The sequence below is a fragment of the Burkholderia sp. BC1 genome (assembly GCF_052683555.1).
In genome coordinates this window covers 145896-158167 of record NZ_JBQYLP010000002.1, presented here as the reverse complement: position 1 = coordinate 158167, position 12272 = coordinate 145896, and the positions used below count along the sequence as shown (strand labels likewise).

General features: G+C 65.7%; 13 protein-coding genes. 5 read left to right on the top strand and 8 right to left on the bottom strand.

From position 1 onward, the window contains the following. Positions 1-84 precede the first annotated feature (84 nt). A complete protein-coding gene (locus tag ACSHSS_RS01970) occupies positions 85-516 on the top strand; it encodes a ribonuclease domain-containing protein (RefSeq protein ID WP_006414674.1) in 432 nt (143 codons plus the stop codon). A 16-nt stretch (positions 517-532) separates the two neighbouring features. Beyond that, positions 533-1099, top strand: a complete 567-nt coding sequence (locus tag ACSHSS_RS01965; protein ID WP_012214136.1) for a barstar family protein — start codon at positions 533-535, stop codon at positions 1097-1099. 104 nt (positions 1100-1203) lie between these two features. On the opposite strand, the gene ACSHSS_RS01960 is transcribed toward ACSHSS_RS01965, so the two are convergent. From ACSHSS_RS01960 to speE, 3 genes are all read right to left on the bottom strand, one after another. Then, positions 1204-1971: a 16S rRNA (uracil(1498)-N(3))-methyltransferase gene (locus ACSHSS_RS01960; RefSeq protein WP_039224412.1), complete on the bottom strand. Its 768-nt coding sequence runs from the start codon at positions 1969-1971 to the stop codon at positions 1204-1206. Beyond that, complete coding sequence (locus ACSHSS_RS01955) at positions 1968-2384, bottom strand: VOC family protein (RefSeq protein WP_006400362.1); 417 nt, start codon at positions 2382-2384, stop codon at positions 1968-1970. Before ACSHSS_RS01955 ends, ACSHSS_RS01960 begins: the two co-directional genes overlap by 4 nt. 113 nt (positions 2385-2497) lie before the next feature. Beyond that, positions 2498-3355, bottom strand: a complete 858-nt coding sequence (speE, locus tag ACSHSS_RS01950; RefSeq protein WP_217088893.1) for a polyamine aminopropyltransferase — start codon at positions 3353-3355, stop codon at positions 2498-2500. A 215-nt stretch (positions 3356-3570) separates the two neighbouring features. Here speE and tkt point away from each other — a divergent pair, with 215 nt between their 5' ends. Next, positions 3571-5643, top strand: a complete 2073-nt coding sequence (tkt, locus tag ACSHSS_RS01945; RefSeq protein WP_445544507.1) for a transketolase — start codon at positions 3571-3573, stop codon at positions 5641-5643. A gap of 93 nt (positions 5644-5736) precedes the next feature. Further along, complete coding sequence (gap, locus tag ACSHSS_RS01940) at positions 5737-6747, top strand: type I glyceraldehyde-3-phosphate dehydrogenase (protein WP_006407578.1); 1011 nt, start codon at positions 5737-5739, stop codon at positions 6745-6747. Positions 6748-7057: 310 nt separating this feature from the next. Here gap and ACSHSS_RS01935 read toward each other — a convergent pair whose 3' ends face one another. The 4 genes from ACSHSS_RS01935 to ACSHSS_RS01920 all read right to left on the bottom strand — a co-directional run bounded on the left by ACSHSS_RS01935 (position 7058) and on the right by ACSHSS_RS01920 (position 9537). Then, the gene (locus ACSHSS_RS01935; RefSeq protein ID WP_060139730.1) at positions 7058-7390 is read right to left on the bottom strand and encodes a putative quinol monooxygenase; all 333 of its coding nucleotides are present in this window, start codon (positions 7388-7390) and stop codon (positions 7058-7060) included. A 198-nt stretch (positions 7391-7588) separates the two neighbouring features. Continuing rightward, positions 7589-8614 (bottom strand): aldo/keto reductase, encoded by a 1026-nt coding sequence (locus ACSHSS_RS01930; protein ID WP_035949300.1) that lies wholly within the window; start codon positions 8612-8614, stop codon positions 7589-7591. A 66-nt stretch (positions 8615-8680) separates the two neighbouring features. Beyond that, positions 8681-8980: a hypothetical protein gene (locus tag ACSHSS_RS01925; protein ID WP_035949302.1), complete on the bottom strand. Its 300-nt coding sequence runs from the start codon at positions 8978-8980 to the stop codon at positions 8681-8683. After that, positions 8977-9537 (bottom strand): flavodoxin family protein, encoded by a 561-nt coding sequence (locus ACSHSS_RS01920; RefSeq protein ID WP_445544506.1) that lies wholly within the window; start codon positions 9535-9537, stop codon positions 8977-8979. Before ACSHSS_RS01920 ends, ACSHSS_RS01925 begins: the two co-directional genes overlap by 4 nt. 154 nt (positions 9538-9691) lie before the next feature. Between ACSHSS_RS01920 and ACSHSS_RS01915 the strand changes: the two genes are divergently transcribed. Next, entirely contained in the window at positions 9692-10648 is a 957-nt protein-coding gene (locus ACSHSS_RS01915) for a LysR substrate-binding domain-containing protein (RefSeq protein WP_445544505.1), read from the top strand. 247 nt (positions 10649-10895) lie between these two features. Here the strand turns inward: ACSHSS_RS01915 and ACSHSS_RS01910 are convergent, their stop codons facing one another. Then, a complete protein-coding gene (locus ACSHSS_RS01910) occupies positions 10896-12095 on the bottom strand; it encodes an MFS transporter (RefSeq protein WP_059786090.1) in 1200 nt (399 codons plus the stop codon). Positions 12096-12272 lie beyond the last annotated feature (177 nt).

Genomic DNA, 12272 nt, shown 5'->3' with positions numbered 1-12272 from the left:
CATTGATTCGGGCGGACAATAGCGCTACGCTAACGCCTTTGCTGGTCGTTCAACTATTTGATTTAACAGCGGGAACCCCGGTTCATGGCACGCAAGTGGCTCCGCAACGGCGCGCTCGCGTCCGTCTTCGCGATGTTCGCGATGGGTATCGTCGGCACGCCGACGGGCAGTCTGGTTTCCGCCGCCTACGCACGGCAGACCGTTTCGGCCGATGTGGCCGCCGGCGGGTTCGATACGATCCCGACCGCCCGTCTGCCGCGCGAGGCCGTGACCACGCTCGGCCTGATTGCTGCCGGCGGTCCCTATCCGTACGAGAAAGACGGCATCGTGTTCGGCAACCGTGAGCGGATCCTGCCGAAGGCGAAGCGCGGCTACTACCACGAGTACACGGTGCCGACGCCGCGCGCGCGCAATCGCGGCGCGCGCCGGATCGTCTGCGGCGGGCCATTGCGGCGGATCGACAACTGTTATTACACGGACGACCACTACAACAGTTTTAAACGTATTGTTGAATGACTTCGGGATGAACGGCATGAGCGACTCCATCTACGCGCACGATACGGCGGCGGCGGAACTGTTCGCGGCCGGCGACGGCAATCTGTTTCAGCGCGTCATGCAACTGCGCGCGACGGCACAGGCCGGCGCCGCGCCGGTCCAACAGGAATCTGCCGATCCGGGGCTTTCATCGAACGAGGAGCCTATGAGCCTTTTCACGACCGTGCGACCCAATCTCGTGCAGTCGATCCGCGCATTTCGCGTTCAGGATCTCGCCGACGAAGCCGCCCGGCTCGGCCAGCATTTCCTCTATGCGTATTGCGGCGCCGCGCAGTCGAAGCAGGAAGTGATGGAGACGATCGCGACGTCGTTCCTGTTTCCGAAGCACTTCGGCAAGAATTACGACGCGCTGTACGACTGTCTGACGGACCTCGTCGCGAAGGCCGGCGCGCAGCCGGGCTTCGTGATCGTGCTCGAAGGGCTGCCGATCGCACAGAAATTCGACAAGGAAGGGCGCGAAACGCTGCTCGACGTCTTCCGCGAGGCCGCCGAGTTCTGGGCCGAGCGCAAGGTTGCGTTCCGCGTGTTCTATTCGTTCGCATAAGCGGCGAACCGCCCGTTATCTGCCGGTATCCGCCGGCATCTGCAGAAAAGCCCGCGTCAGCGGGCTTTTTCGCATCCGGCGCTCGCGCGCTGCGCGCCGCAGCGTTACCAGCCGCCCCAGCGCGCGGCGAGGGCGGCCAGGACGGCCGCGCCGGCCGTCTCGGTGCGCAGCACGCGCGGGCCGAGCGACAGCGCCGTGAAGCCGCGTGCCCGCGCGGCCGCTTCCTCGTCCGGCGAGAGGCCGCCTTCCGGCCCGATCAGCAGCGTGACCGGTGCCGCGGGCGGCGCGTCGGGCAGCGACGCGAACGGGATGCTCGCACGCGGCGACAGCAGCAGCCGCAGCTCGCCGTCGGCAGGCGCCGGCGGCAGGCCGTCGAGCCATGCGGCGAATGCGCGCACCGCGGCGACGTCCGGCACGCGGTTGCGGCCGCACTGTTCGCACGACGCGCGCACGACGCCGCGCCAGTGCGCGACGCGCTTTTCCGCGCGCTCGCCGGACAGCTTCACGACGCCGCGGGCCGTCGACAGCGGCACGACGGCCGCGACGCCGAGTTCCACTGCCTTCTCGATCACCCAGTCCATCTTGTCGCCGCCCGCGATGCCCTGCGCGAGCGTCACGCGGTACGGCGGCTCGGCTTCGGCCGGATCGAAGGCGTCGATTTGCGCGAGCGCACTGCGCTTGTCGATCTCGACGAGCCGCGCGCGATACTGGCCGCCCGTGCCGTCGAACAGCGCGAGCGGATCGCCCGGCTGCAGCCGCAGCACCTGCGCGTGGCGCGCGACGTCGGCGGGCAGTGTGAGCGTCGCGTCCGCGCGCAACGCGGTGTCGACGAAAAAGCGCGGCACGGCCGCGGTGGTGCTGGCTTCGCTCATGCTTCGAGCCGGCGCGCGAGCGCCCAGCGGTAGCCGTCGAGATCCTCGATCTGCGCGAACCGGTCGCCCCAGAACTGGTCCTGCGGCGCGGTCAGCGATTTCGCGCCCGCGTCGAGCGCGCGCTGCCACGTCGCATCGACGTCGTCGACGTACAGATAGAACGACTGCGGCGCGATCGCGTTCGCGCTTTTCGGCGTGCGCGCGGTCGAGCCGAACGCGCCTTCGGGCGCGAACATCACGATCAGCTGACCGCGATAGACCATCTCGACGTGCATGATCGCGCCGTCCTCGTCGAGCACGTCGCGCAGCGCGAAGCCGAATGCGGCCTGGAAGAAATCGATCGACGCGCGCGCATTGCGCACGGTCAGGTAAGGCGTCAACCAAGGCACGTCGGCCGGACGTGGATCGGTCATCAAGCAATCTCCTGTCGTTCGGGGGGAGGCGGCGCGAGCGTGCGCCGGTTCGCTGCGCGCGTTCGCGCATCGCGCGAAGCGGCGAGCACGGCACGCGCGTGCGAAGCGTACGCTCAGCGGCGAGCGCCCAGTGTATCGCGCAGCGCGCGCGGCAGCGCAAAAAGGGCCGCATGCAGCCGCGCATCGTAGTAGCGCAGGCCGTCGATGCGGCGCGCGGCGAGCCGTTCGTCGATGTCGTGCGCGAACAGCGCGGCCGCGTCGAGCGTGTCGCTCGCGATCGCCATCAGCCATTGCGAGCCGTACAGCGGCACGTGCGCGGAGAGCGGATCGACGACGGCGAAGCTCGCGCGCAGGTCCTCGAGCAGCGCGGCGATCCGCGTTGCATGGAAGAGCGGCGAGCCGAGATGCATCGACACCGCGCCGCGCGGCGTCAGGATGCGCTTGAGCCGTGCGTAGAATGCGCGCGTGTAGAGGCCGGCGGCCGGCGAATCGGGCGGCGTCAGATCGAACACGACGAGATCGAAATGCTCGACCGTCGATTCGACGAAATGCGCGGCATCGCCGATCACGAGTTCGACGCGCGGATCGTCGAGCGCGCCCTGATGGACGTCGTCGAGATAGCGGCGCGCCATGCCGACGACTTCGTCGTCGAGCTCGGCGACGACGATCCGTTCGATGCATGCGTGCTTGAGCAGCTGGCGCGCGGCGCCGCCGTCTCCGCCGCCGAGCACGAGCGCCTTTTTCGGCGCCGGGTGCGCGAGCGCGGCCGGATGCGTCATGCACTCGTGGTAGACGTATTCGTCGCCGACGGACGTCATCGGCCGCCCGTCGAGCGTGAACAGCCGGCCGAGCTGCGCGGTTTCCCAGACTTCGATCTGCTGGTGCGCGGACGCGACGCGCGCCAGGCGGCGCGCATTCGGAAAGCCGTAGGTGGCGTCGGGCGTCGGATGAAAGAGGAGGGTCGTGCTCACGGGCGGGCCGCGCGAGGCGGGCAGTTCCAACGCCTGAATTATAGGAGGCGCGCGCTTTCGCGGAAAACCGTGCCGGAACAAGCCGATGCGCCGGGGAAATCCCGGCCCATCTGTTAAAATGACGAGCTTCGCAGCCCCGTCCGTAGGCTCCGTCCGCTTCGCGTCCGTCAGGCGCCGCACTGCGCGCCGGGAACGGTCGATGCGTGAGCTTCCGGATGCCGCCGTGCTCCCGTTTTCTCGACTCGTTCTCCGGACTCGACATGACGACTTCGTCTCCCGCCTCCACCACCCTGATGGCCAACGCGATCCGTGCGCTCGCGATGGACGCCGTCCAGCAAGCGAACTCCGGTCACCCGGGCATGCCGATGGGCATGGCCGAAATCGGCGTGGCGCTCTGGTCGCGCCACCTGAAGCACAACCCGACGAACCCGCACTGGGCGGATCGCGACCGTTTCGTGCTGTCGAACGGTCACGGCTCGATGCTGCTGTACTCGCTGCTGCACCTGACCGGCTACGATCTGCCGATCGAAGAGCTGAAGAACTTCCGCCAACTGCACTCGAAGACGCCGGGCCACCCCGAATACGGCATCACGCCGGGCGTCGAGACGACCACCGGCCCGCTCGGCCAGGGTCTCGCGAACGCGGTCGGCATGGCGCTCGGCGAAGCGCTGATGGCCGACGAGTTCAACCGTCCGGACGCGAAGATCGTCGATCACTACACGTATGTGTTCCTCGGCGACGGCTGCCTGATGGAAGGCATCTCGCACGAGGCCTGCTCGCTCGCCGGCACGCTGAAGCTGAACAAGCTGATCGCGCTGTACGACGACAACGGCATCTCGATCGACGGCGACGTCGTCAACTGGTTCCACGACGACACGCCGAAGCGCTTCGAAGCGTACGGCTGGAACGTGATCGCGAACGTGAACGGCCATGACGTCGACGCGGTCGACGCGGCGATCGCGAAGGCGAAGCAGTCGGACAAGCCGACGCTGATCTGCTGCAAGACGGTGATCGGCAAGGGCGCGGCGACGAAGGCGGGCGGCCACGACGTGCACGGCGCGGCGCTCGGCGCGGAAGAAATCGCGAAGACGCGCGAAGCGCTCGGCTGGAAGTGGGAGCCGTTCGTGATTCCGCAGGAAGTCTATGCGGCATGGGACGCGAAGGAAGCCGGCAAGCGCGCCGAAGCGGCGTGGAACGACGCATTCGCGCAGTATCGCGCGAAGTATCCGCAGGAAGCGGCCGAATTCGAGCGCCGCATGGCGAACCAGCTGCCGGCCGACTGGGCCGAGAAGGCGAAGGCGATCGTCGCGGGCGCGAACGAGCGCGCCGAGACGGTGGCGACGCGCAAGGCATCGCAGCAGGCGATCGAAGGGCTGGCCGCGGTGCTGCCGGAGCTGCTCGGCGGCTCGGCCGACCTGACCGGTTCGAACCTGACGAACTGGAAGGCCTCGAAGGCCGTGCGCGCGAATCCGGAAGGCGCGGGCGTGCTGCTCGGCAACCACATCAACTACGGCGTGCGCGAGTTCGGCATGAGCGCCGCGATCAACGGCCTCGCGCTGCACGGCGGCCACAAGCCGTTCGGCGGCACGTTCCTGACGTTCTCCGACTACAGCCGCAACGCGCTGCGCGTGGCTGCGCTGATGAAGGTGCCGTCGATCTTCGTGTTCACGCACGATTCGATCGGCCTCGGCGAAGACGGCCCGACGCACCAGTCGGTCGAGCACGTGTCGAGCCTGCGCCTGATTCCGCACCTCGACGTGTGGCGTCCGGCCGATACGGTCGAAACCGCCGTCGCATGGACGCGCGCGGTCGCCGCCCACCGTCCGTCGGCGCTGATCTTCAGCCGCCAGAACCTCGCGTTCAATCCGCGCACCGACGCGCAGATCGCGAACATCGAGAAGGGCGGCTACGTGCTGAAGGACTGGGACGAGGAAGTCGTCGCGCGCAAGATCATCCTGATCGCGACGGGCTCCGAGGTCGAACTGGCGATGAAGGCCGTCGAGCCGCTCGCGCAGCAGGGGATCGCCGCGCGCGTCGTGTCGATGCCGGCGACCACCGTGTTCGACCGCCAGGATGCCGAATACAAGGAACGCGTGCTGCCGCACGGCGTGCGTCGCGTCGCGATCGAAGCGGGCGTGACCGATTTCTGGCGCAAGTACGTCGGCCTCGAAGGCGGCGTCGTCGGGATCGACACGTTCGGCGAATCGGCACCGGCCGGCGTGCTGTTCAAGTATTTCGGCTTCACCGTCGACCACGTCGTCGACACCGTGAAGGCCGTGCTCGCCTGAGCAATCAAAACATTCGCGACGCGCGCCGCCCCTCGCGCGCGTCGCACGTGAAGCTGCACGAAACGAATTTTTTCAGCCATCAGGAGATAGACCATGACGATTCGCGTCGCAATCAACGGCTACGGCCGCATCGGCCGCAACACGCTGCGCGCGTTTTATGAAAACGGCAAGAAGCACGATCTCGAGATCGTCGCGATCAACGACCTCGGCGATGCGAAGACGAACGCGCACCTGACGCAGTACGACACCGCGCACGGCAAGTTCCCGGGCGAAGTGTCGGTCGACGGCGACTACCTCGTCGTGAACGGCGACAAGATCCGCGTGCTCGCGAACCGCAATCCGGCCGAACTGCCGTGGGGCGAGCTCGGCGTCGACGTCGTGATGGAGTGCACGGGCTTCTTCACGTCGAAGGAAAAGGCGAGCGCGCACCTGAAGGGCGGCGCGAAGAAGGTGATCATCTCGGCGCCGGGCGGCAAGGACGTCGACGCGACGATCGTCTACGGCGTGAACCACAACGTGCTGAAGGCCGAGCACACGGTGATCTCGAACGCATCGTGCACGACGAACTGCCTCGCGCCGCTCGTCAAGCCGCTGAACGACAAGATCGGCCTCGAAACCGGCCTGATGACGACGATCCACGCCTACACGAACGACCAGGTGCTGACCGACGTCTATCACGAAGACCTGCGCCGCGCGCGTTCGGCCACGCACAGCCAGATCCCGACGAAGACGGGTGCGGCCTCGGCGGTCGGCCTCGTGCTGCCGGAACTGAACGGCAAGCTCGACGGCTACGCGATCCGCGTCCCGACGATCAACGTGTCGATCGTCGATCTGTCGTTCATCGCGAAGCGCGACACGACGGTCGAGGAAGTGAACGCGATCATGAAGGAAGCATCGGAAGGCGCACTGAAGGGCATCCTCGGCTACAACGACGCGCCGCTCGTGTCGGTCGACTTCAACCACAACCCGGCTTCGTCGACGTTCGACGCGACGCTGACGAAGGTGTCGGGCCGCCTCGTGAAGGTCTCGAGCTGGTACGACAACGAGTGGGGTTTCTCGAACCGCATGCTCGATACGGCAGTCGCGTTCGCAAACGCGAAGTAAGTATCGCGTCGCGCGCCGCCGTTGCGCGGCGGCGTGTGTGTCATGCAAGCCCGGTCCGGTTTTCCGGCCGGGCTTCTTTGTTCGGTGTGAAAACGCAGCGCGCGGGCCACTTGCATATTTTTCTGTCGACTCCCGAGGCCTGCTCGCCGTGCGGAGCGGCGATGAACCATTCCGGAAAAATGCGTTCGCTGTTCCGCCAAATCGTCAACGGTAGCCGCTGAGCCTGAACTGATAGAGACGCAAGTGCCGCGGCCGAGGCAGCTTCTGCGCAAGCGAATCTGTATCGTTTTTCATGGCGATCCGGCGTTCGTTACGGCCGCGCCTCCGTTTTCTTGAAGATCAGCGGCATCGCGTCTGCATCCAGTGACGCCATGTCGACAAGTCGCAGCGACTTCACCATCTCCAAAGTCGAACCCTTGTACTTCTGGAAATGCGGCGACTGGATGTGTGCGTCGTAGGCTTCGCGGCTGGCGTAAATTTCCAGAATCCTGATGTGCGTCGGACTGTCCTTTTGTGCCATCGGAAAAATGCACAATACGCCCGGCTCGACGCGCATCGATGCTGCGGCCTCCTCGTTCAGGATGCGCTGATATTCTTCGAGGCGCTGGCTGAATACCTCGATTTCGGAGATTCGAACCAACATTTTCGACTCCTGAGCATGGGCGCTTCCGTGCTGACCCAACGGTAGTGCCGCACACATCGCTACGAGCAAGAAGCGAATAGTGCGGCGGCATTCGATGAACCGACTGTTCATATCTCGTTTGGCATTCGATGTTCACGCAAGAGCGTCACGTCGTGCTCGCGCGATACCGCTGTTTTCTTGCGTCGCGGCTTGCTGACCTCAGTTCCGCGGCGATGAGATCGTCGGCGGATCCTCGGGAAGCGGCGGCACGATGCCGTCGACAGGATGCGGGACATACGGTGCCTCGAGCGCGGCGATTTCGTCCGGCGTCAGCGAGAAGTCGAGCGCGCCGATAGCGGTGGCCAGATGCTCGGGCTTCGTTGCCCCGATGATCGGCGCGGTGATCGCGGGCTTCGACAGTAGCCACGCCAGTGCGACGTGCGCTCGCGGCACGTGGCGTGCCTCTGCGATGCGCGCAACGACGTCGACCACCTGCCGGTCCTGGATTTCAGTGTTTCGATACATTTGCAGCGCAAAGGCGTCGTTCTGCGTGCGACGCGTCGTTTCGCTCCAATCGCGCGTCAGCCTGCCGCGTGCCATGGGACTCCATGGGATGACCCCGACGCCCTGGTCGGCGCAAAGGGGCAACATCTCGCGTTCTTCTTCCCTATAGAGCAGGTTGTACTGCGGCTGCATGGAGATGAAGCGAGTCCATCCGTTGCGTTCCGCAATATGCTGCATCTTCGCGAAGCGCCATGCCTCCATCGACGACGCGCCGATGTAGCGGGCCTTGCCCGACTTCACGATGTCGTGCAGCGCCTCCATCGTTTCCTCTATGGGTGTGCCGTGATCGAACCGGTGGATCTGGTAGAGATCAACGTAATCCATCCCGAGCCGGCGCAGGCTGTCGTCGATCGACTGAAGCAGTGCCTTGCGCGAGAGAAACCCGGTATTCGGCGCGTTGCGCCAGGGAAAGAAGGCCTTGGTCGCGACGACGATCTCTTCGCGCCGCGCCATGTCGTTCAGGGCCCGCCCGGTAATCTCTTCGGAGCTTCCGCCCGAATAGATATTGGCGGTGTCGAAGAAGTTGATGCCGGCTTCGAGCGCCTGCCGAAAAAACGGGCGCGAGGCCGCTTCATCGAGTGACCAGGGCTGCGGGAGGCGAGCCGGCTCGCCGTAGCTCATGCATCCAAGGCAAAGACGAGATACCTTGAGGCCCGATCGACCAAGACTGACATATTCCAACGTTCACCTCATAAGGTCTGTGGCAATACAACGCGAATGGGACGTCGGGGGAGACGTCCCGAACGCTCAAGCGTCGCGAGATGCGAAAAGCGACTCCCAACCGACGAACGGGCCGAGGGGAATGATCTCCCAGTCGATCATGCCGGCCTCGGCTAGCGGAAACTCGGCCAGCGTCCGCCGTGCGGCATCGATCGAATCGCTTTCGGCAATGATCGCGACGCCCGGACGATCCTGACGGAAGGAGATTTCACGCACGAAGCCGGTTTTGTACAGACGCCAGGCATGGCGCACTTCGTCGAGAAGATGCGGTTGATAGGCTTCCGGGCTGGCGCCCGGGCGCGGGACGTCGAGACAAAGCAATTTCATCGTGCGGCTCCTGATTTGAACTGGCCGGTCACTTGAGCGACACGCTCGCCAAGATGGGCGGCCGTATCGATGTCGCTCTTGATGGGCGTGACTTCCGGCGATGCGTCATCCGATTGCGCCATTGCACCCAGCCAGCCGCCGACCCGATTCCTGTCTTCCGGCGACTTGCCCGGAAAGATGTCCAGTCCGACCCAGATCATTCCGTGCTGCGCGGCAAACAACGCCATCGTCATGAGGGAATTCAGCTTGTCGCCGTGCAAGGCACCCGAATTGGTGAAGCCCGCGGCGATCTTGTTTCGCCACGACTGGGCAATCCACGCGGGCCGCGTCGAGTCCTCCATCACCTTCTTGAGCCGTGCACTGACAGTGCCGTTGTAGGTCGGCGAACCGAAAATGATCGCGTCGCTCGCGGCCAGTTTGTCCCACGGCATTTCGCCGTCTGCGACGGCGATCAGCTGTGCTTCGGCACCCGGCACTCGACGAACGCCGTCTGCAACGGCTTGCGCCTGCTTCGCCGTGTGGCCATAGCCGCTGTCATAGAGGATCGTAATGAGCATGGAGGTCTCGCGGGGTTGGGTAGGGCGATGCCCGGTATTGTCGCCAGCGTCACTCTTTACGAGAAGTTCTGATCGGGTTGAACCACCCTCAACCAGGAGTTTAGAATCGCCCTGCGCGAGAAGATGAAAGCGCGATGTGGGTCAGGGAGGAAAGGTGGATTCTTCGCAGCGCGTCCGCGCCATCGTTTCGTTCGTCCAGGCAGTCGATGCGGGAAGTTTTGCGGCCGCGGCTCGACAGTTGGGCGTCACGTCGGCCGCCGTGAGCAAGAACGTGGCCGGTCTCGAAAAGGCATTGGGCGTCCGCTTGATGAATCGCACGACGCGAACGCTCAAGCTCACCGAAGAGGGGGAGGCGTTTCTGCGCCATGCGCGCATCGCACTCGAAACGCTGGATGCCGCGATCGATACGGTGTCCGCGCAGCGCGCCGTGCCAGCCGGACGCGTGCGGATTTCGACGAGCGCAGCGTTCGGGCACAACCACGTACTTCCGGCGCTGCCCGCGTTGCTCGCGCGTTATCCGAGGCTATCGGTCGAGGTCGACTTTGACGATCGGGTCGTCGACATTGTCCGAGACGGCTACGACATTGCGCTGAGAGGCGGGAACATCCCGGACTCAGCCCTTGTCACGCGCCCGATTTGTCCTTTGAATACGGTACTGGTTGCGTCTCCCGACTATCTGGCGAACCACGGCGTGCCCCAAACACCTGATGCGTTGCAAGCGCACCGACTCATTGCGCGTCGCTTCCTGAATGGTCAGGTCGCGCCGTGGAGCTTCAAGGGCGATGACAAGAGCATCACGACTCTCGACCCCTCAGGCAAGGCGACGCTGACTTTGTCGGCACCCGAAGCGCTTGTACGGGCCGCATGCGACGGTGTTGGAATCGCCGAGGTCGGCGTTCATCTTGCCTGTGATCGACTGCGTTCGGGGGCGTTGAAGATAGTCCTCCATCCGTTTCACCTGCCCGGAACGTACGAGATGGTGATGCAGTACCCGCACCGGGCGCTCGTGGCGCCACGCGTGCAGGTCACCGTGAAACATCTGCTGGAAGCGCTGACGGCAGACGACAAACTGCATGTCCCGATGGAGTCGTTGGACGCCTACACTGCGTAGCGGTCAGTCATCGTCGAGAATGGCCTCAGCTTGCCGCGTTCTCGTCGACGTAAGCGCGGTTCTGCGTGGACAGAGCGCATGGCATCGCGACGGTCGCGAGTTTTCACGTACGGCTGTTGAAAGCCTCAAAACTGGCGTTTGACATCTGATGCGACGACGGGCGGTCTCGAGTCTGCAAGCGACACTCGCTGCAGATGCGACGCACTTCTTGGCCCGTCCTTTCCGGCACCGCCCGCACCCGATCACATCACTGCGCGACCTCGCGCGCGCCGACGCGCTGCGACGCGAGCCACACGGCAACCAGCACGCCGCCAAGCACGCCGCCCGCCGCGCACACGCCGCGCCATCCGTCGACGCCATACGCGACGCTCGCCGCGAACGACCCGAGCGCGCCGCCGACGAAATAGCTCGTCAGGTAGATCGTCGTCACGCGGCTGCGCGCGTCGCCGGCGAGTGCGTAGATCACGCTCTGATTCGAGATGTGCATGCCCTGGACGCCGACGTCGAGCAGCAGAATGCCCGCGATCAGCGCGGCGAGCGAATGCGCGCCGGCGGCGATCGGCGCGAACGAGGCGAGCACGGCGGCCGCGAAGAGTCCCGTTGCCGCGTTGCCGTGACCGCGATCGACGAGCCTGCCGGCCGAGGTCGCCGCGAGCGCGCCCACCGCGCCGACGATGCCGAACAGGCCGATCCGGCCTTCGCTGTAGCCGTACGGCGGCTGGCTGAGCAGGAACGTGAGGCCCGTCCACAGCAGGCTGAAGCACGCGAACACGAGCGCGCCGTATGCCGAGCGCAGCGCGATCAGCGGTTGCGCGCGCACGAGCGCGGCAAGCGATTTCATCAGCGCCGGATAGTCGAGTCGTGCGTCGCGGCGATCCTTCGGCAGCTTCACGGCCAGCACGACCGTCAGCGCCAGCACCATCGCAGCGGCGATCGCGTAGACCGCGCGCCAGCCGAACCAGTCGGCGATCGCGCCCGCGGCGACGCGCGCAAGCAGGATGCCGAGCAGCAGCCCGCTCATCACGGTGCCGACCGCGCGGCCGCGCGTGCGCGCATCGGCGAGCGACGCGGCGAACGGCACGAGCAGCTGCGTCGAGCACGTGACGAAACCGAGCGCGACGTTCGCGGCGACGAACATCGCAAACTGCGTACTCAACGCGACGCCGACCAGCGCAACGACGTTCAGCGCGAGTAGCCGCACGATCAGCGTATGGCGGTTCAACGCGTCGCCGAGCGGCACGATCAGCAGCAGGCTCGCCGCGTAGCCGATCTGCGTCAGCGTGACGAGATAGCCGAGCTCGGCCGGTGCGCGGCCGAAACTGTGCGCGATCGCGGCGAGCAGCGGCTGCGCGTAGTAGATGTTGCCGATGACGATGCCGCACGCGCAGGCGAACAGCAACGTCATGCCGCGTGTCAGCGGCGGATGGGAATCGGAAGACGGTTTCATGGTCGCAAAAAAAGCGGCGGCCGGCCGGCGGCGCTGGCCGTCGGTGGCGCGGGTCAGGGGAATGTCGGAGCCGCTTGCGGCGCACCCGATGCGGCGGCCGGCCACGGAGGCCGCAGACCTCGCGCATTGCGCACACGAAGCGGCCGAGCGCTACACAGCTGCGCCGGGCCGCCCCGG